At 71.7% G+C, this 18,465-nt stretch carries 15 protein-coding genes; 9 read left to right on the top strand and 6 right to left on the bottom strand.

Annotation, left to right across the window (positions count from 1 at the left end; all coding sequences use genetic code 11):
* Positions 1-21: 21 nt before the first annotated feature.
* The 3 genes from O7617_RS04800 to O7617_RS04790 all read right to left on the bottom strand — a co-directional run bounded on the left by O7617_RS04800 (position 22) and on the right by O7617_RS04790 (position 2,506).
* Positions 22-678 carry an amino acid ABC transporter permease gene (locus tag O7617_RS04800; RefSeq protein WP_282261789.1) on the bottom strand — a complete coding sequence of 219 codons (657 nt, stop codon included), beginning with the start codon at positions 676-678 and terminating at the stop codon, positions 22-24.
* Positions 679-757: 79 nt separating this feature from the next.
* Positions 758-1,693, bottom strand: a complete 936-nt coding sequence (locus tag O7617_RS04795) for a glutamate ABC transporter substrate-binding protein (protein ID WP_282261788.1) — start codon at positions 1,691-1,693, stop codon at positions 758-760.
* 57 nt (positions 1,694-1,750) lie between these two features.
* Positions 1,751-2,506 carry an amino acid ABC transporter ATP-binding protein gene (locus tag O7617_RS04790; protein WP_282261787.1) on the bottom strand — a complete coding sequence of 252 codons (756 nt, stop codon included), beginning with the start codon at positions 2,504-2,506 and terminating at the stop codon, positions 1,751-1,753.
* A gap of 195 nt (positions 2,507-2,701) precedes the next feature.
* Between O7617_RS04790 and selD the strand changes: the two genes are divergently transcribed.
* Together selD and O7617_RS04780 are read left to right on the top strand one after the other, a co-directional pair.
* Complete coding sequence (gene selD, locus O7617_RS04785) at positions 2,702-3,691, top strand: selenide, water dikinase SelD (RefSeq protein WP_282261786.1); 990 nt, start codon at positions 2,702-2,704, stop codon at positions 3,689-3,691.
* 247 nt (positions 3,692-3,938) lie between these two features.
* Positions 3,939-4,418 carry a hypothetical protein gene (locus O7617_RS04780; protein ID WP_282261785.1) on the top strand — a complete coding sequence of 160 codons (480 nt, stop codon included), beginning with the start codon at positions 3,939-3,941 and terminating at the stop codon, positions 4,416-4,418.
* A 28-nt stretch (positions 4,419-4,446) separates the two neighbouring features.
* Here O7617_RS04780 and O7617_RS04775 read toward each other — a convergent pair whose 3' ends face one another.
* The gene (locus O7617_RS04775) at positions 4,447-4,695 is read right to left on the bottom strand and encodes a DUF2277 family protein (RefSeq protein WP_282261784.1); all 249 of its coding nucleotides are present in this window, start codon (positions 4,693-4,695) and stop codon (positions 4,447-4,449) included.
* Between the two features lie 165 nt (positions 4,696-4,860).
* On the opposite strand from O7617_RS04775, the gene O7617_RS04770 reads away from it, so the two are divergent.
* The 6 genes from O7617_RS04770 (at position 4,861) to fxsT (ending at position 14,025) form a co-directional block, all read left to right on the top strand.
* The gene (locus O7617_RS04770; protein ID WP_282261782.1) at positions 4,861-5,046 is read left to right on the top strand and encodes a hypothetical protein; all 186 of its coding nucleotides are present in this window, start codon (positions 4,861-4,863) and stop codon (positions 5,044-5,046) included.
* Positions 5,047-5,109: 63 nt separating this feature from the next.
* Entirely contained in the window at positions 5,110-7,371 is a 2,262-nt protein-coding gene (locus tag O7617_RS04765) for an FxsB family cyclophane-forming radical SAM/SPASM peptide maturase (RefSeq protein ID WP_282261779.1), read from the top strand.
* Positions 7,355-8,179 (top strand): AAC(3) family N-acetyltransferase, encoded by an 825-nt coding sequence (locus tag O7617_RS04760; protein ID WP_282261778.1) that lies wholly within the window; start codon positions 7,355-7,357, stop codon positions 8,177-8,179. The genes O7617_RS04765 and O7617_RS04760 overlap by 17 nt, the downstream gene beginning before the upstream one ends.
* A gap of 52 nt (positions 8,180-8,231) precedes the next feature.
* On the top strand, positions 8,232-8,891 hold the full coding sequence (locus tag O7617_RS04755) for a TIR-like protein FxsC (protein WP_282261777.1): 660 nt from the start codon (positions 8,232-8,234) through the stop codon (positions 8,889-8,891).
* Positions 8,888-10,159: a TIR-like protein FxsC gene (locus O7617_RS04750; protein WP_282261775.1), complete on the top strand. Its 1,272-nt coding sequence runs from the start codon at positions 8,888-8,890 to the stop codon at positions 10,157-10,159. Before O7617_RS04755 ends, O7617_RS04750 begins: the two co-directional genes overlap by 4 nt.
* Complete coding sequence (fxsT, locus tag O7617_RS04745; protein WP_282261774.1) at positions 10,156-14,025, top strand: FxSxx-COOH system tetratricopeptide repeat protein; 3,870 nt, start codon at positions 10,156-10,158, stop codon at positions 14,023-14,025. The genes O7617_RS04750 and fxsT overlap by 4 nt, the downstream gene beginning before the upstream one ends.
* 214 nt (positions 14,026-14,239) lie before the next feature.
* On the opposite strand, the gene O7617_RS04740 is transcribed toward fxsT, so the two are convergent.
* The gene (locus tag O7617_RS04740) at positions 14,240-15,148 is read right to left on the bottom strand and encodes an alpha/beta hydrolase (protein WP_282261773.1); all 909 of its coding nucleotides are present in this window, start codon (positions 15,146-15,148) and stop codon (positions 14,240-14,242) included.
* Positions 15,149-15,368: 220 nt separating this feature from the next.
* Here O7617_RS04740 and miaB point away from each other — a divergent pair, with 220 nt between their 5' ends.
* Positions 15,369-16,862, top strand: coding sequence for a tRNA (N6-isopentenyl adenosine(37)-C2)-methylthiotransferase MiaB (gene miaB / locus O7617_RS04735; RefSeq protein WP_282261772.1), 1,494 nt, complete (start codon positions 15,369-15,371; stop codon positions 16,860-16,862).
* 39 nt (positions 16,863-16,901) lie between these two features.
* On the opposite strand, the gene O7617_RS04730 is transcribed toward miaB, so the two are convergent.
* Positions 16,902-18,263, bottom strand: a complete 1,362-nt coding sequence (locus tag O7617_RS04730) for a cellulose binding domain-containing protein (protein ID WP_282261771.1) — start codon at positions 18,261-18,263, stop codon at positions 16,902-16,904.
* Between the last annotated feature and the right edge of the window lie 202 nt (positions 18,264-18,465).

Raw genomic sequence — 18,465 nt, 5'->3', positions numbered from 1 at the left:
CGACCCGGCTCGTCAACTCACTCATCGGGCCACCCTCCACTTGCGCTCCAGGAACCGCTGCAACGCCACCAGCGGCAGAATCAGGATCAGGAAGCCGATGGTGATCCAGAGCAGGACGGCGAACTGCGGCTCGCCTCGCTCAGCCATGTACGCGGGGATCGCGCCGGCTTCCAGCACCGAGAAACCGGCGGCGATGGTGGTGTTCTTCAGCATCGCGATGAACACGCTCACCATCGGCGGGACCATCGCCCGCAACGCCTGCGGCAGCACGATGAGCGTGAGCACCTGACCGAAGGTCATGCCGAGCGCGCGGGCTGCCTCGGCCTGACCGGCGGCGACCGTGTTCACACCGGAGCGGATCACCTCGCACACGAAGGCGGAGGTGTAGACGGTCAGCGCGATGGTGGCGCTGGCGAAGTAGTCGATGTTGACGTCCAGCTTCGGCACCGCGAACACGAGGAACGCGAAGACCAGCGTCAGAGGGGTGTTGCGCACCAGGTTGACGTACGTGGCGCCGAACGCGCGCAGCGCCGGCACGGGGGAGACCCGCATCGCGCCGAGCAGCGTGCCGAGGACGAGGCTGCCGACCGCGGCGATCAGGAAAAGTTTGACGGTGTTGGTGAACCCGTCAACGAACAGTTGCCCGTTGTCCGTCAGTACGCGGAAGAACTCGCCCATGCCTCGCTCTCAGTCCTCGGACGGACGCCGGACGGGGACGAGCCCCGTCCGGCGTCACCACTCGTGTCGAACCGGTTGATCAGTACCGCTCGAGGGTGGGCGGGGTGCCGGCCGAGCCGGACAGGCCGAGCGTGCCGTCGTAGATCTTCTGCCAGGTGCCGTTGCCGAACGACGCCTCGATCTGGTTGTTGACGTAGTCGCGCAGCGCCTTGTCGTCCTTCGGCAGGCCGATGCCGTACTTCTCGGTGCTGAACGGCTGGCCGACGACCTTCAGCTCGCCCGGGCTCTGCGCCGCGTAGCCCTTGAGGATGGCGTCGTCGGTGGTGACGGCGTCGACCTTCTTGTCGAGCAGCTGCGAGACGCACTCCGAGTAGGTCTTGAACTCGACGATGTTGTTCGGTTCGGTCAGACCCTCGTCGCGGACCTTCTGGATCGGGGTCGAGCCGGTGGCCGAGCAGACCTTCTTGCCCTTGAGGGTGTCCTTGCCGGTGATCGACGACTCGTCCTTGCGGACCAGCAGGTCCTGGCCGGCAACGAAGTACGGGCCGGCGAAGGAGATGTCGTTCTTGCGCTTGTCGGTGATCGAGTAGGTGCCGACGTAGTAGTCGACCTCACCACCCTTGATCGCGGTCTCCCGGTTGGCCGACGCGATCTCCTTGTACTCGATCTTCGCCGGGTCGATGCCCAGCGTGCTCGCCACGTACTGGGCGATCTCGATGTCGAAGCCGCACCGCTTGCCCTGGGCGTCCTTGTAGCCGAGGTTCGGCTGGTCGAACTTGACCCCGACGGAGACCTTGCCGGCGGTCTTGATCTTCTCGAAGGTCGGGCTGCCGGTGATGGCCGCGTCGGTCTTCGGGGTGAAGGTCGCGCCGGAGCTCTTGCAGGTGTCCGACTGGGCGGCACCGGAGGCGCTGCCGCCCGCGCTCGGGGTCGGCTCACCCTCCTTGCCACACGCGGCGGCCGACAGGGCGAGGGAGGCCATCATGGCGACCGCCGCCACGCGCTTCATACGCATACTCTTCTCCTTCTTCAACGGAGCCCACCGAGGTGCGGCGCGCTCCACTACGGACGCCTAGTGCGTGAGGATTTTGGAGAGGAAGTCCTTCGCCCGGTCGCTGCGCGGGTTCTCGAAGAACTCCGCCGGGGAGGCGTCCTCGACGAGCTTGCCGTCAGCCATGAAGATGACCCGGTTGGCGGCGTGCCGCGCGAAGCCCATCTCGTGCGTGACCACGACCATCGTCATGCCGTCGCTGGCCAGCGAGGTCATCACGTCCAGCACCTCGCCGACCATCTCCGGGTCCAGGGCGCTGGTGGGCTCGTCGAAGAGCATCGCCTTGGGCTGCATGGCCAGCGCCCGGGCGATGGCCGCCCGCTGCTGCTGCCCGCCGGAGAGCTGGGCCGGGAACTTGTCCGCCTGGTTGGCGATGCCGACCCGGTCGAGCAGAGCCAGGCCGCGCTCACGGGCTGCGGCCGGCTTCTCCTTGCGGACCTTGATCGGGCCGAGGGTGACGTTCTCCAGGATGGTCTTGTGCGCGAAGAGGTTGAAGGACTGGAAGACCATCCCCACCTCGCTGCGCAGCTTCGCGAGGGGCTTGCCCTCGGCCGGCAGCAGCTGGCCGTCGAAGGTGATGGTGCCGGAGTTGATCGGCTCGAGTCGGTTGATGGTGCGGCACAGCGTCGACTTGCCGGAGCCGGACGGGCCGATCACCACGACCACCTCGCCCCGACCCACCGACAGCGAGACGTCGTCCAGCACGTGCAGCGGCCCGAACCACTTGTTGACCGCGTCCAGCACGATGAGCGGTTCGCCCGTCGTCACGTCGTCCACCGTCCCCTGTCGTCTCCCGGATCGGGGTCGGTTGACCCCCGGTGCGGCCACTGTAGGCGGCCTGATGTGGCGGAATGCAACTCAGCGGGTCACGGAGCGGTAACACCGGTCCCGATCGTCGCCGCGGGTCCGATTTCGGTCACCGTCTGGGCGGCGGCGGTAGCGATCGTGGCGCGTTGTCGAGATCATGAGGGAATGACCGAACCGGTACGGCTGACTCGTTACGCCCGCGGCGGTGGCTGCGCCTGCAAGATCCCTCCGGGGGAGTTGGAGATCATGGTGGCCGGTCTCGGCCCGGCGACCGGCACCGCCGAGTTGCTGGTCGGGCTGGATCACGGCGACGACGCGGCGGTGGTACGCCTCGACGAGCGGACCGGTCTGGTCAGCACCGCCGACTTCTTCACTCCGGTGGTCGACGACGCGTACGACTGGGGTCGGATCGCCGCGGCGAACGCGCTCTCCGACGTGTACGCGATGGGCGGCACCCCGTTGGTGGCGCTCAACCTGCTCTGCTGGCCACGGGACGTGCTGCCGATGGAGTTGGCGGGCGAGGTGCTGCGCGGGGGGCAGGACGTGGCGCGGGAGGCCGGCTGTCACCTGGCGGGTGGGCACAGCGTGGACGACGACGGCCCGAAGTACGGGCTGGCGGTCACCGGCACGGTCCGGCCCGAAGAGCTGATCACCCTGGACGCCGGGCGGGCCGGCCTGCCGTTGTCGCTGACGAAGCCGCTCGGGGTGGGTGTGTTGAACACCCGGCACAAGAACACCGGTGAGAGCTTCCCGCAGGCGGTGGCGTCGATGAGTGCGCTCAACCGGGACGCCGCCCGCGCGGCGGTCGCTGCCGGCATCCGGTGCGGCACCGACGTGACCGGGTTCGGTCTGCTCGGGCACGCCTCGAAGCTGGCGCGGGCCAGTCAGCTCACGGTGGCCATCGACACGGCCCGGGTGCCGTACCTGGAGGGCGCCCGGGAGGCGTTGCGCGACGGCTACGTCAGCGGTGGCAGCCAGCGCAACCTGGCGTGGGTGACGCCGTGGACCGACTTCGGCTCCGCCGGGGCGGACGACCGGCTGCTGCTGGCCGACGCGCAGACCTCCGGCGGCCTGCTGGTGGCCGGGGAGGTGCCGGGCGCCCCGGTGGTGGGCGAGTTGCTGCCGCGCGGGGAGCACCTGGTCGTCCTGCGCTGACCGATCCGTAGCACGTGGCCGCGGCGGCGAGGAACGTGAGGACACGCGGCGCCCGGTGGTGCGGCCGGCGCACCGTACCCGATAAACTGTCACCTTCCCGCTACTCCGAGCAATGCCGCTCAGGGAAATTTTGCCCGGAATGGTCACAGACCGGTAACTTGCGCCCGGCTGGGGTCAAATGCCCTCCACCATCGTCAGTAAGGCCCGATCCGGAGGCCGGTGGGGACGAACGCAGCGAGGAGGCGAAATGACCGAGCTGTGGAACTGGAGAATCGACGGGGCTCAGCCCGTCCAGGTCTACCCGGCGCTGGCCGAGGCCATTGGTCGGGTGGTGATGCCGTTGGCGGTGGCCGATCCGGCCCGGCTGCCGGCGTACGCGGTGGTGTGCGACGTCTGGGAGGCGCCAGGCGAGTTCGCGACAGTGATCGACATCTACGGGGTGCCCGAGCGGCTCCCCGAGCACGCCAGCATCGCCGCGCTCGCGCGACTGCTGGGCCGCAACTGCCTGTTGCGCGACGACACGCTCGACGCGGGCCGGCACCTGCTCGTGGCCCCGGACGGCACGGTCCGTCCGGTGCACTTCGACGTGCGGGACACCGACGACGGTGAGGTGCTCACCCGCAAGCGGCTCTGCACGCTGGGCGACCCGGGTTGCCGGGGCTGGTCGCAGTGCCACCGCTCGCGCTGGGCGCCGGACACCATCCTTCCCGCGCTCGCCGCGGCCTGACCTCTCCGAGGTCGGGCCGGGGCGGCGGTCAGTGGGAGGCGGTGGCCGGCCGGTCCGAGGTGCCCGAACCGGCGCCCCGCACCACCAGTTGGTCGAGCAGGGTGCGCGTCGCCTCGGCCACGGCGGCCACCGCGGCGTCGAACGCGGCGGCGTTGTGCGCGGCGGGCGCCCGGAAGCCAGAGATCTTCCGGACGTACTGCAACGCCGCCGCCTCGACATCCGCGTCCGTCACCTGCGGGGTGAACGGTTCACGCAACGTCTTGATGCTCCGGCACATGTGCGCTCCTCCTCTGTCGGCCCGGCGGTCTGCCACCCGTGGTGCCGACGACTGTACCGACGGTGACACTTGGTCGATATTTGTCTATCCTGGTCACGGACCAGAGCCTTTCGAGCCATTGTCGTCGCTCGCGCTCCCAGCGCCCCGGGCCCCCGGAGACTCATTGTGGACCACGCCCCCACCCGCTCATCCCGTCCCGACCTGGACGACCTCACCCGTAGCCTGCACACCCCACTGGAACGGATCGCCGTCGAGCACGCCGAGCTGGTCGAGGCGGTGCGCCGTCGGGTCGTCGGCCAGTCCATGCCGTCCGGCAGTGTGCCCGTCGCCGCCTTCAACTCGTCCATCTGAGCGATGACCTGTCGGTGCGGTGCGTCCGGAACGGATGGATCCTGCCGGCGGGTCAGCCAGTTCGTGCTGAAGGTGCACAGTCGGTGCGACCTCAGCTGCGACCACTGCTACGTCTACCAGCACGCCGACCAGACGTGGCGGGACCGACCGGTGCGGATGTCGCCGGCCACCGTCCGGGCCGCCGCGCGGCGCATCGCCGAGCACGCCCGCGAACACGGGTTACCGGTCGTGCACGTGGTGCTGCACGGGGGTGAGCCGCTGTTGCTGGGCGCCGCCGGGCTGCGTGAGGTGCTGACCGAGCTGCGGTCGGCGATCAGCCCGTGGACGCGGCTCGACCTGCGCATGCAGACCAACGGCGTGCTGCTCGACGAGGAGCTGTGCCGGCTGCTCGTGGAGTACGGCGTCCGGGTCGGCGTGTCGTTCGACGGCGATCGCGCCGCCAACGACCGGCACCGGGTCTTCGCCCACGGCGGCAGCAGCCACGACCACGTCCGACGTGCGCTGGCCCTGCTCCGGCAACCGGAGTTCCGTGGCAGCTACGCCGGCATCCTCTGCACCGTCGACGTCCACAACGACCCGGACCGGGTGTACGAGGCGCTGCTGGCCGAGAGCCCACCCCGGGTGGACCTGCTGCTGCCGCACGCCACCTGGGACAACCCACCGCAGCGGCCCGGCCCCGGCGCCACGCCGTACGCGGACTGGCTTCTCCGGATCCACCGGAGGTGGGTGGACGACGGTCGCCCCGGGTCGATCCGGCTGTTCGAGGCGCTGCGCCCGGGTGGCGGGGGCACCGAGGCGTTCGGTCTCGCGCCGGCCGACGTGCTGGTGGTCGAGGCGGACGGCAGTTGGGAGCAGGTCGACTCGTTGAAGACGGCGTACCACGGCGCGGCCGGCACCGGGTTCGACGTGTTCGACCAGTCGGTGGACGAGGCCGCCCGGCACCCCGGGGTCGCCGTCCGTCAGGAGGGCGTGGAGGGGCTCTGCGGGACCTGCCGGGCCTGCCCGGTGGTCGACAGGTGCGGTGGCGGGCTGTACGCCCATCGGTGGCGCACCGGCACCGGCTTCGACAACCCCTCGGTCTACTGCGCCGACCTGTTGCGCCTCATCGAGGGCGTGGACGCGTACGCGAAGCCCGCCCACGAGTGGTCCGCCCCCTCGTCCGTCGACGAGCTGCTGGACGACCTGGCGACCGGGCACGGGTCGCCGCGGACCGTCCGACGGCTCGCCGACGACCAGGTCGCCATCACCCGGATGTTGGTGGCCGCCTGCCGGGAGGTGTCCGGCCCCACCGCCGCCTGGGAGGTGCTCGCCGACCTCGAGGTGACGGCGCCGACGGCGGTCCGAGCGGTCCTGGAGCATCCCTTCATCCGCCCGTGGTTGGTGCATCGCCTCGACCCGTCGGTCGGGTCCGGTGTCCGCGCGGCTGTCGACCCGCTACCGGCCCTCGCCGTCGCCGCCGCCGTCCGGGCGGGCGTGCCCGTCACAGTGGATGTTCCGGTGCGACCTGACGTGATCACGCTGCCCACGCTCGGCAGCCTGGTGCTGTCCGGCCTGCGGGGGAGTGCCGAGGTGACCGTCCGGCCCGGGGGTTTCCGGGTCCGCTGTGGGTCGGCGGACCGGACGGTGCACCTCGACCGGAGCGAGCCGTCGACGGGTTGGCGGCCGACCCGCGACGTGCCGGTGCCCGCCGGACGGTTGCTCATCGAGGACGACGACCCCTACCGGGACTGCTACGGCCAGCCGGTCGCGCCCGGCCTCACGCCCTCGGCCGCGCGGGCGTTGGGCCGTACCCTCGCCGAGGCCTGGCAGATCATGCACCGCGACGTGCCGGCGCACCTGGCGGCGCTCGACGGCGCCCTGCGGGCCGTCGTGCCGCTGTCGCCCGATCCGAGCCGGCCCCTGCGGAGCGCGACCGCCCGGCACGCGTTCGGTGCGGTCGCCGTCACCGTCCACCCGGACGCGGAGACGGTGGCGGTGCTGCTGGTGCACGAATGGCAGCACGCGAAGCTGGGCGCGGTGCTCGACCGGTACGACCTGGTCGTGCCGGGTCAGGGCACGGTGATCCGGGTGCCCTGGCGTCCCGACCCGCGGCCGCCCGAGGGCGTCCTCCAGGGGGTGTACGCCCACCTGGCCGTCACCCAGGTGTGGCGGGCCCGGGCGGCGGCCGACGGCGGGAGCGCGGCGGAGCACGCCGACCGCTACCTCGCGTGGACCCGTGACGGTGCCGACGCGCTGCTGGCCAGCCGTTCGCTCACCGCCGCCGGTGAGCGGTTCGTCGAGCGGTTGCGTCATGCCCTGGAGGAGACCTGTGTCGGGTCCCGATGAGCGGCCGTGGCCCGTGCTGGGCCGGCTTCGCCTGGCCGACGACCTGCGGGCGCTGGGAGTCCGCCCGGGTGCGTGCCTCGTGGTGCACTGCGGTCTGCGTCGGGTGGGCCCGTTGGAGCACGGCCCGGCGACCCTCGCCGGGGCCCTGCGGGACGTCCTCGGCCCGGCCGGGACGCTGCTGGTGCCCACCCAGACGGACGGCAACTCGACCACCTCCCGAGTGCACCTGGCCGCCGTCGCCGGCATGGATCGGGCGCAACGCGAGCGCTACGAGGCGGCGCTGCCGGGCTGGGACCGGCGAACCACCCCCTCGCAGCGGATGGGCGCGCTCGCCGAGTACGTCCGCTGCGCTCCCGGTGCGGTGCGCAGCGACCATCCGCAGACCTCGTTCGCGGCGCTCGGCCCTCGGGCCCGGCAGCTCACCGACGGCCACGAGCTCACCTGCCACCTGGGGGAACGCTCACCGGTCGGCAACCTGTACGCGGCCGACGGGCAGATCCTGCTGCTCGGCGCGGGCTACGACTCGTGCAGCGCTCTGCACCTGGCCGAGTACCGGCTGCCGGTGCCGCCGCCCGAGCGTGACTACCACTGCTTCCGGCTGGTCGACGGGCGTCGGGTCCGACTCGACTTCCGCGCGCTCGACCTGGACGACACCGACTTCCCCCAGGTCGGTGCCGCCCTCGACGACATGCCCTTCGTCCAGCGCGGTCGGGTCGGTCGGGCCGAGGCCCGGCTGCTGCCGGCGCGTGCCGCAGTGGACTTCGCGGTCGGCTGGTTCGCGGCGAACCGGTTGGCGGTGCGACGTTGACGCGGGGACTACGCTGATGGTCCGGCCGCGTGGGGAGGGCGGAGGGGCAGCGGTGAGCACAGTGGACGCACCCTCCGGGTCGCGCGCCCCGCTCTTCTTCATCAGCTACTCGCGCGCGCCGATCGGCCGGGCCACCGGCAAACCCGCCGAGTACGTCTCGCGGTTCTTCGAGGACGTCTCCGTCCACGTCAGTGAGCTGGTCGGCCCGGTGACCGGTGTGGACGCCGGCTTCCTGGACACCTCCATCGCCGGTGGTGAACGGTGGAGCCCGGAGCTTCTCCAGGCCGCCGGCACCTGCCAGGTCTTCGTCCCGCTGGTGTCCAGCGCGCTGATCGGCAGCGCGTGGTGTGGTCGCGAGTGGGACGCGTTCTCCCGCCGACGGATCGTCCCGCGGCACAGCTCCGCCTCGCCCCACGAGACGGCGATCGTGCCGGTCACCTGGTCGCCGACGAACGGCACGGCGCTGCCCCGGGTGCTCCGCGACATCCAACGGTTCACCCCGACCGCGATGCCGGATCCCGACATCGCGGCGCACTACCAACGGGATGGGGTCTACGGCTTGCTGACCATGCAGTGGGAGAACGCGTACCGGGCGGTGGTCTGGCGACTCGCCCAGCGGATCGTGGCCATCCACCGGTCGTACCTGGTGGAGCCCTGGGTGCCGGAGAGCGTGGACGAGCTGTGCAACAGGTTCGCCGAGGAGCCGGGATGAGCCCGCCGGCGGACCGCCGTCGACCGGCGTCGCGAGGAACGTACTTCTTCCTCAGCTACGCGCATTCGGCCCCGCCGCCGGGCGCCCGCGCCGACGCCGACGTGTGGGTCGGCCAGTTCTTCGCCGACCTGACGGACGAGGTGCGTCGGCAGGCGCGACCGGTGGCGGGGATGCGGATCGGCTTCTTCGACCAGAACATCCCGCTGGGGGCCGACTGGAAGGCGGCTCTCGCCGAGGCGCTCGGCGACGCCGAGGTCTTCGTCCCGCTCTACTCACCCGGCTACTTCAGTCGTCCCTGGGCGTTGGGGGAGCAGGAGTCCTTCCGGGCCCGGCTGGCCGCCGCCGGGTCGGCCCGGCTCACCGCCGGTCACCTCCTGCCGGTGCTGTGGATCCCGTTCCCCCCGTGGGAGTCCCATCCGGAGTTGGACGGCGCGCTGGACCTGGGTCGCGACGTCCCGGCGTACGCCGAGGACGGTCTGCGCGCCTTCTGCATGCTGGCCCCCTACCGGGAGCAGTACGAGCTTCTGCTGAGTCGCCTGGCCGGCCGGATAGTGCACACCGCCGAGCGGCGGCCGCTGGGTCCGTCCCGCGCGCCGAGCCTCGACGAGGTCGTCCGCCCGGGGACGACCGACCCGGACTTCGTCGTCGCCGTGCTGGCCCCGACCCGGGACCACCTCCCGGCCGACCGCGACCCCGCCGGTTACGCGGCCAGCGGCCGGCTCTGGCGGCCGTACGGGCGTCGCCAGGAGTTGCCCGCCGCCGAGTACGCGGCCAGCACCGCCGAACGACTCGGGCTGTCGGCCCGCACGGCCGACTTCGCGCAGGCCGCCGGGCTGCTCGGTCGGCGGCCCGCCGTGCTGCTGGTCGACCCGTGGATCGCGGCGGCGCCGGACGGAGCCCGAACTCTGGCCGGCATGCTGCGCGGCCTGCGGGAGTGGGTCGTCCCACTGGTGGTCACCGACGACGACGACACCCAGGACGCCGACCGGTGGGCGACCGAGGTGACCCGACTGCTGCACGACGCCGGTCTGCCCCAGGTCAAGCGCGCCTGCACCGTGCCGGAGTTCGTCGACCTGATGCCGGCGCTGGTCACCGAGGCCCGCCGTCAGTTCCTCAAGTACGGCCCGGTGGTCCCCTTCGAACCGCCGCCCGAGCCGGTGCCGAGCCTGCGTGACGGCCTGTCCGCCACCGGCCCGGCCGCCCCCACCGACCCCGCGTCCGGGCCCGATGGTGCGGCCCCACTGCGTCCCCACGGAGAAGACCGATGAGCAACGATCGCGACGGGCAGGTCGTCACCTTCTACTCGTTCAAGGGTGGGACGGGCCGGACGATGGCGCTGGCCAACGTGGCCTGGATCCTCGCGGCCAGCGGTCGGCGGGTGCTGGTCGCCGACTGGGACCTCGAATCGCCCGGCCTGCACCGCTTCTTCCACCCGTTCCTCGACGCCGAGGCGATCCAGGGCACCAGCGGTGTGATCGACATGATCCGCGACTACGAGTGGGAGACCACCCGGGTCGACGACCGACCGGACCGCTGGATGGAGCAGTACGCCCGGGTCGGCCGACACGCGTTCTCGCTGCGCTGGAACTTCCCGAACGGCGGTGGCCTCGACTTCCTCTCCGCGGGCCGGCAGAACAGCGACTACGCCGTCTCGGTCAGCGGGCTGGACTGGGATAACTTCTACAACCGGTTGGGCGGCGCGCAGTTCTTCGAGGCGCTGCGCGCGGACATGAAGCGCCATTACGACTTCACCCTGATCGACAGCCGGACGGGGCTGAGCGACGTCGCCGACATCTGCACCCTGCACCTGCCGGACACCCTTGTCGACTGCTTCACGCTCAGCGACCAGGGCATCGAGGGCGCGGCCCGGGTGGCGCACTCGGTACGGGACCGGTACCGGCGGCGCGACATCCGGGTCCTGCCCGTCCCGATGCGGGTCGACCAGGCCGAGAAGGAGCGGGCCGAGGCGGGGCGTCTGCTGGCCATGCGCCGGTTCGCCGGGTTGCCGGCCGGCATGACCGAGGCCGAACGGCGGCGCTACTGGGCCGCCGTCGAGGTCCCGTACCGGCCGTTCTACGCGTACGAGGAGACCCTCGCCACGTTCGGCGACCCGCCCGGCTCGCCGACGTCGCTGCTGGCCGCGTTCGAGACGTTGACCGGGATCCTCACCGACGGCGCGGTGACCGCGCTGCCGGTGATGGACGAGTCGGTGCGGGAGCGCGGCAAGGCCCGCTTCCGCCGACGCACCGAGGCGATCGACGACCAGATCGTGCTCCGCTGCGCGCCGGAGGACGCCATCTGGGCCGAGTGGCTGGAACGGGTGCTCAGCTCGGCCGGGCTGCGGGTGGTCGATCCGGCGGCCGCCGTCGGCTCCGCCGGTACGCCGGCACCGCGCACGCTGACCGTGGTCTCACCGGCCTATGTGGCGACGCCGTCCGGCGGTCTGCCCGCTCGCGACACGAGCACCGGATCCACGGCTCTCGCCGTGTACGTCGCCGACCTGCGTCCGCTGGCGGAGTTCCCCTCGCAGAGTTCCACCAACCTGGTCAACGTGAGCGCGGCGACCGCCGTGGAGCGGGTGTTGCGGCTGGTCGGTCGGCCGGTGCCGTCGTCGGCGGACGGCCCGGCGGGCGGCAGCACCCGGTTCCCCGGCGCCGAACCGTTGATCTTCAACGCGCCCAACCGGAACGCCCGGTTCACCGGCCGGGAGGACGACCTGGCCCGGTTGCGCGCGCAACTGCAGAGCGGGGGCAGCGCGGTGGTGCTGCCGGTCGCCCTGCAGGGCATGGGCGGCGTCGGTAAGACACAGGTGGCCCTGGAGTACGTGCACCGGTTCAAGGCCGCGTACGACGTGGTGTGGTGGATCGTGGCGGACCCGCCGCAGTTCGTCGACACCGCCCTGGCCGACCTCGCCGGTCGCCTCGGCATCCTCGCCGGGCCGACTCTGCCGGACACGGTCCGGTCCGTGCTGCAGGTGCTCGGCCGGGGCGAGCCGTACGAGCGGTGGCTCGTCGTGCTCGACAACGCCGAGGAGCTCGACCAGATCGAGCCATTCCTGCCCCAGGGCCCCGGGCACGTCCTGCTGACCTCCCGCAACCGCGCCTGGGGGGACCGGGCGAACCCGATCCAGGTGGACGTCTTCGACCGCACCGAGAGCGTCGCGCACCTCGCCCAGCGGGTGCCCACGATCAGCGCCGAGGAGGCCGACCGGGTGGCCGAGGCGCTCGGCGACCTGCCGATCGCGGTGGCCGCCGCGGGCGCCTGGCTCGCCGACACCGGCACGTCGGTCGGCGACTACCTGCGGCAGATCGAGCGGCACGGCCCGAGCGCCCTCTCCGTCGAGGCCACCTGGGACCTGTCGCTGAACCGGCTGCTCGAACAGGCACCGGCCGCGTACCGGCTGTTGCAGCTCTGCTCGGTGCTGGCCCCGGAGATCTCGCTGGAACTCATCTACAGCGACGAGATGGCGGCGGCCCTCGTGCCGTTCGACCCGTCGGTGTCGGAGCGGCTGGTGCGCGGTGCGCTGGTCCAGCAGATCAACCGGTTGGCGCTGCTCAAACTCGACGTGCAGGGCGGCCGGGTCCAGGTGCACCGGTTGTTGCAGGCGGTGGTCCGCGACCGGATGACCGAGGACGAGATCGCCGCCGCCCGACACCAGGTGCACCTGGTGCTGGCCGCGTCCCGGCCCCGTGGCGACGTGGACGACCCGAGCACCTGGGCCCGGTTGCGCATGCTCTGGCCCCACCTGGAGGTCTCCGAGGCGCTGACCTGCCCGGACGAGTCGGTGTGCCAACTGCTGATCGACCGGGTTCGGTATCTGTGGCAGCGCGGTGGTCTGGACCAGGCCGACGTGTTCAGCCAGGAGGTCGACGACACCTGGACGGCGCGGCTCGCCGACACGCCGGACGAGACCGAGGCGTCGGCGTTGGGCCGGCAGTTGCTGCACCTGAGGTTCAACCGGGCGAACATCCTGCGCAGCCTGGGCCGGTTCGAAGAGGCCCGGGACCTGGACGAGGCGGTGCTGGCCGAGCAACGCCGACTGCTGGGCCCGATGCACCCGCACAGTCTGATGACCGCCGGCAGCCTCGGCGGTGACCTGCGCGCGCTCGGCCGCTACGCCGAGGCGCTGGAACGGGACCGGTCCACCTACGCCTCCTGGCTCCAGGTGTTCGGCGAGGACCACCCCCGGACGTTGAGCGCCGCCAACAACCTCGCCGTCTCGTACCGGCTGGTCGGCGACTACCGGGCCGCCCGGCGGTGGGACGACGAGGTGCACCAACGGCGGCGACTGGTGCTCGGCCCCACCCACCCGTACACTCTCGTCTCCGCCGTGCGGCTGGGGAGCGACCTGCGGGAGGCCGGCGAGTACGAGAGGTCGGCGACCCTGCTGCGCACCGTCTACGAGACGTACTGCGAGGTGCTCGGGCCGGACGACGGCCAGAGTCTCGCCGCGCAGGTCAACCTGGCGGTGTCACTGCGCAGCGCGGGCCGGGGAGCGGAGGCCGCGCCGATGTTCGAGACGGCCTACCGGGAACTCGACGAACGGTTCGGCCCGGACAACCCGGACACGGTGGCGTGCCGGTCGAGTCGCGCGGCGAACCTGCTGGCCGTCGGCGACGGCGCCCGGGCGCTCACCGAGATGACCGCGGTCCGGCAGTCGTACGAGGAGCAACTGCACCTCGGTGCCGAACACCCGCACACCCTTGCCACGCTGAGCAACATCTCCGCCGCCGAGCGCTCGGTCGGGCGCAGGTCGGACGCGCGCGCGTCGGCCGCCCAGGCGTCCGGTGAGCTGCGCAAGGTGCTCGGCCCCGACCACCCGCACACCCTGGCGGCGGAGGTGAACCACGCGGTCTGCCTCGCCGAGGAGGGGGAGTGGGAGTCGGCCCGGGACCGCCTGCGGGAGACCGCCGGTCGTCTGGCCGCGGTGATCGGCGCGGAGCACCCGGACACGCTGCGGTGTCTCGGTGATCTCGCCCTGGTGTCGAGGCGGGTCGGCGGCGAGGCGGCGGGCGAGGACGTCGGCGACGTGGCGGACCGGCTGGCCGAGGTGATCGGCCCGGAGCATCCGACCGTGCAGACCCTGCGCGAGCGGCGGTTCGTGGTCCGGGTGATCGACCCGCACACGATCTGACCGGGCTGGTCCGGCTGACCGGGCTGGTCCGACGGGCGGGGCGGGCCCGGCCCGCCGTCCCGCCTGCCGGTCTGGGCCCGTGCCGGTCTGGGCCCGTGCCGGTCTGGGCCCGTGCCGGTCTGGGCCCGTGCCGGTCTGGGCCCGTGCCGGTCTGGGCCCGTGCCGGTCTGGGCCCGTGCCGGTCTGGGCCCGTGCCGGTCCGGGCCCGTGCCGGTCAGAGGCGCGGGCTGGTCGCCAGGTCCGGCCGGGCCAGCCAGCTCAGGGTCTGCGGCAGGATCTCCACCGCACCGAAGTGCGCGGCCCCGGGCTGCACCTGGACCTCGGCGCGGGAGATCCGCGAGGCGAGCCAGTGGGAGTGCTCCACCGGGGAGAAACGGTCCTGCTCGCCGTGCCAGAGCCGGACCTCCGCCTGGATGGCGCCCAGGTCGAACCCCCAGCCGCGTCGGATCGCCAACACGTCGTCGATCCAGCCCTCGGGGCCGTGCCGCAGCGCCTCGGAGTACATGTCGGTGAGGAGCCGGCGGATCGCGATGTCGTCGACCACCCGGATGTCCTCCTCCGGCAACTGGGGGCGGAGGAACTCCAGCAGCGTCATCGGGTCCCGCCGGGCCTCGTCGGCGCGCACCTTCAGGTTGAGGGTCAGCTCGGCCAGGTCCTCGTCGGCCTGCCCGTAGTCCTCGATGTTCGATTCCGCCATGCCCGCGTACCAGTCCAGGTCGGGTGCGCCGGCCGGGGCGAGCCCCACCAGCACGGCGGCCCGGGTGACCCGGTCGGGCAGCAGCGCCGCGCAGGCCAGGGCGTGCGGGCCGCCACCGGACCGACCCACCACCGCGAACCGTTCGATGCCGAGCTGGTCGGCGATCGCCGCCACGTCGGCCGCCGCGTCGGCCACCCGCCGACCCTCGTGCCGGTCGGAGTCGCCGTAACCGGGCCGGTCGTAGCAGACGAGGTGCACGCCGAGGCGGTAGACGACGATGCCCCGTGGCCGGGGGCCGCTGCGACTGCCCGGGGTGCCGTGCAGCAGGAAGACCGCGGGCCCGTCCGGTGAGCCGGAGGTCTCCACCGCGAGGTGCCGCCCGTCCGGGGTGGTGACGGTGCGCTGTGCCGCATCTTGTCGCGTCACGGTTGGCCTCCCGCGGGTCGTCATGTGCTCCCCCGTGAACGGAGCCGCGCATCGTCGGCGCCGAGTGCAAAGCCCCCGAAATCGCCCAGAACACATTCTTGTTGTGCAGCGTACTGCCCGTCGTGGATGCCCGCCATGGGCCACCGGGTCAATGCCGGTGGGTGGGGCCCACCGAACGGGCCGCTACCCTGGTAGCCCGAGGGGAAGGGGCACCAAGAGGGTGGCTAGGACCTACAACGTCGTGACGTACGGCTGCCAGATGAACGTGCACGATTCCGAGCGCATCTCCGGGCTGCTCGAACAGGCCGGCTACGTGCGCGCGCTGCCCGCCGACGACACCCCGGACATCGTCGTCTTCAACACCTGCGCGGTGCGGGAGAACGCGGACAACCGGCTCTACGGCAACCTCGGTCGCCTGCGCCCGGTGAAGGACAAGCACCCCGGGATGCAGATCGCGGTCGGCGGCTGCCTGGCCCAGAAGGACCGGGGCGACATCGTCCGCAAGGCGCCCTGGGTCGACGTGGTGTTCGGCACCCACAACATCGGCGCGCTGCCGGTGCTGCTGGAGCGGGCCCGGCACAACGCCGCCGCCGAGGTGGAGATCCTGGAGTCCCTCGACGTCTTCCCCTCCACGCTGCCCACCCGCCGCGAGTCCACGTACGCCGGTTGGGTGTCGATCTCGGTGGGGTGCAACAACACCTGCACCTTCTGCATCGTGCCGGCGCTGCGCGGCAAGGAGAAGGACCGACGGCCCGGCGACATCCTCTCCGAGGTACGCGCCCTGGTCGACGAGGGTGTGCTGGAGGTGACGCTGCTCGGGCAGAACGTCAACTCCTACGGCGTCGAGTTCGGCGACCGGTACGCGTTCGGCAAGTTGCTGCGCGCCTGTGGCGACATCGACGGGTTGGAGCGGGTCCGGTTCACCAGCCCGCACCCGAAGGACTTCACCGACGACGTGATCGCCGCGATGGCCGAGACGCCCAACGTCTGCCACTCGCTGCACATGCCGTTGCAGTCCGGCTCCGACGACGTGCTGAAGGCGATGCGCCGGTCCTACCGCTCCGAGCGTTACCTCGGGATCATCGAGAAGGTCCGGGCGGCGATGCCGGACGCGGCGATCACCACCGACATCATCGTCGGCTTCCCCGGCGAGACCGAGGCCGACTTCCAGCGCACCCTGGACGTGGTCCGCGAGGCGCGGTTCTCCTCGGCCTTCACCTTCCAGTACTCGAAGCGGCCCGGCACCCCGGCCGCGACGATGGACGACCAACTGCCCAAGCAGGTCGTGCAGGAGCGCTACGAGCGGCTGGTCGCGACCGTCGAGGAGATCACCTGGGCGGAGAACAAGCGCCTGGTGGGCGAGACCGTCGAGGTGCTGGTCGCCGTCGGAGAGGGCCGCAAGGACGAGCGCACCGGCCGGATGTCCGGCCGGGCCCGCGACGGTCGGCTGGTGCACTTCGCGACCGAGGGCCCCGGCGGGGAGTCACTCGCCGAGCGGATCCGCCCGGGCGACATCGTGCACACCACCATCACGTACGCGGCACCGCACCACCTCAACGCCGACGGGGCGCTGGTGGCACACCGGCGTACCCGGGCCGGCGACGCGGCCGAGGCGGGGCGCTCTCCGCGTACCCCCGGGGTGTTGTTGGGGATGCCGACGATCGGCGCACCGCCGGTCGTGCCCGCGCCCACGGCGGGCTGCGCCGCGCACTGACGGGACGGAAGGGCCCCTCGTCGAGAGGCCCTTCCGCGGTCAGATGGTGATCTTGCCGGCGCCCGCGCCCGCCGTCACGATGGACTTGACGTTGCTCGCGGTGTCCAGCTGGTAGGAGTAGGGGATGCTCGCCACGCTGCCACCGGCCTGGCCGGTGGGCGAGTCGACGAAGTGGTTGTTGCGGGCGACCAGGCCGCCGGGCCCGGAGTCACCCTCACCACGGTGGTACGGGTCGTCGACGTTCTCGAAGTAGTTGCCCTCGACGAGCACACCGGCGTTCTCGGTGGACGCGACGCCGTAGCCACCGTTGGCCCGGTAGTAGTTGTTGTAGACGTGTACCGGGTTGCCGAAGCGCACCCGGGGGTTGCGTTGGTTGCTGCCGTCGAAGTAGTTGTGGTGGTAGCTCACCCGCAGGTGACCGACGTCCTGGCCGGCGTTGTCGTCGCTGTGGCCGAGCAGCATGGTCTTGTCGTGGCTGAAGACCCGGTTCCACGAGACGGTGACGAAGTCCGAGCCGCGCTTGATGTCGACCGCGCCGTCGTACCCGTTGCTGAAGGTGTTGTGGTCGATCCAGATGTTGGTGGCCGACTCCTGGACGTTGATCGCGTCGTCGTTCCAGTTGCGGAAGGTCAGGTTGCGGATGATCACGTTGCGGTCACCGTTGATGTTGAGACCGCAGCCGACGATCGTCGCACCGTAGTTGCCGATGATGGTCTTGTTGGATCGGACCCGCAGCATGCCCGAGCAGGTGATGGTCCCGGTCACCCGGATCACCGCCGCCCCTGTCGCGTTCAGTGCGCTGGTCAGGCCGGAGGCGTTGCTGACGGTGGTGGTGCCGGCGTTGCCACCGCCGGTGGTACCGCCGTTCTGGGTGGCCCAGCCGACCAGGTTCGACGGCTGCGGGGTGGTCGGCGGTGGGGTGCTCGACGGCGGCGGGGTGGTCGGCGGTGGGGTGCTGGGCGGCGTCGTCGGGGTGGTGCCGCCGGTGCAGGCGACGTTGTTCAGGGTGAAGCTGGTCGGGGCGGGGTTGCTGGAGTTGTTCCAGCTCGCGTTGAAGCCGAACGAGGCGGTGCCGTTGGTGGCCAGGTTGCCGTTGTAGTCGACGTTCGTCGCGGAGACCTGGCTGCCGCTCTGCGAGATTGTCGCGCCCCACGCCTGGCTGGTCTGCTGGCCGGCCCCGTACGACCACCGCAGCGTCCACCCGGAGACCGGGTCGCCCAGGTTGGTGACCGTGACGTTGCCGGTGAAGCCGCCCGGCCACTGGCTGGCGACCGAGTAGGCCACCTGGCAGCCGGCGGCCGCCTGGGCGGAGACCGAGGTCAGCAGACCTGCGGTGACCAGGGTTGCGGTGGCTGCCGCGGTGGTGGCGATCAGCGTCGTTCGACGCCGTCCTGTGCGCATGCTGCTCCCTTTCGATGAGGCGGACGGACCGTCGCGTCGCCCATGCCCGTGGGCGGCGAGGTCGGCCGGGACCAGTGGTCCTCGGGCCCGCCGGTGCAGGTTCGTGAAGGAAAGCGGCTCCCGCGCTTACGCCCGCCGACAGTGAGGCAAGCGCTTTCCTGATGAAAGCATAGAAGAGCATGCATGTAAATGGTCAGGGCGG

Origin of the sequence: Micromonospora sp. WMMD1155 (assembly GCF_029581275.1) — a bacterium.
In the GTDB taxonomy this organism is placed as follows: domain Bacteria; phylum Actinomycetota; class Actinomycetes; order Mycobacteriales; family Micromonosporaceae; genus Micromonospora.
This window is presented reverse-complemented; position numbering and strand designations above follow the sequence as displayed.

Bases quoted from the DNA above. Each gene is read 5' to 3' on its own strand.
- O7617_RS04730 (WP_282261771.1), bottom strand. From the start codon at position 18,263: ATGCGCACAGGACGGCGTCGAACGACGCTGATCGCCACCACCGCGGCA.
- O7617_RS04780 (WP_282261785.1), top strand. From the start codon at position 3,939: ATGACCGAGCTGTGGAACTGGAGAATCGACGGGGCTCAGCCCGTCCAG.
- selD (WP_282261786.1), top strand. From the start codon at position 2,702: ATGACCGAACCGGTACGGCTGACTCGTTACGCCCGCGGCGGTGGCTGC.
- fxsT (WP_282261774.1), top strand. From the start codon at position 10,156: ATGAGCAACGATCGCGACGGGCAGGTCGTCACCTTCTACTCGTTCAAG.
- O7617_RS04775 (WP_282261784.1), bottom strand. From the start codon at position 4,695: ATGTGCCGGAGCATCAAGACGTTGCGTGAACCGTTCACCCCGCAGGTG.
- O7617_RS04750 (WP_282261775.1), top strand. From the start codon at position 8,888: ATGAGCCCGCCGGCGGACCGCCGTCGACCGGCGTCGCGAGGAACGTAC.
- O7617_RS04800 (WP_282261789.1), bottom strand. From the start codon at position 678: ATGGGCGAGTTCTTCCGCGTACTGACGGACAACGGGCAACTGTTCGTT.
- O7617_RS04795 (WP_282261788.1), bottom strand. From the start codon at position 1,693: ATGCGTATGAAGCGCGTGGCGGCGGTCGCCATGATGGCCTCCCTCGCC.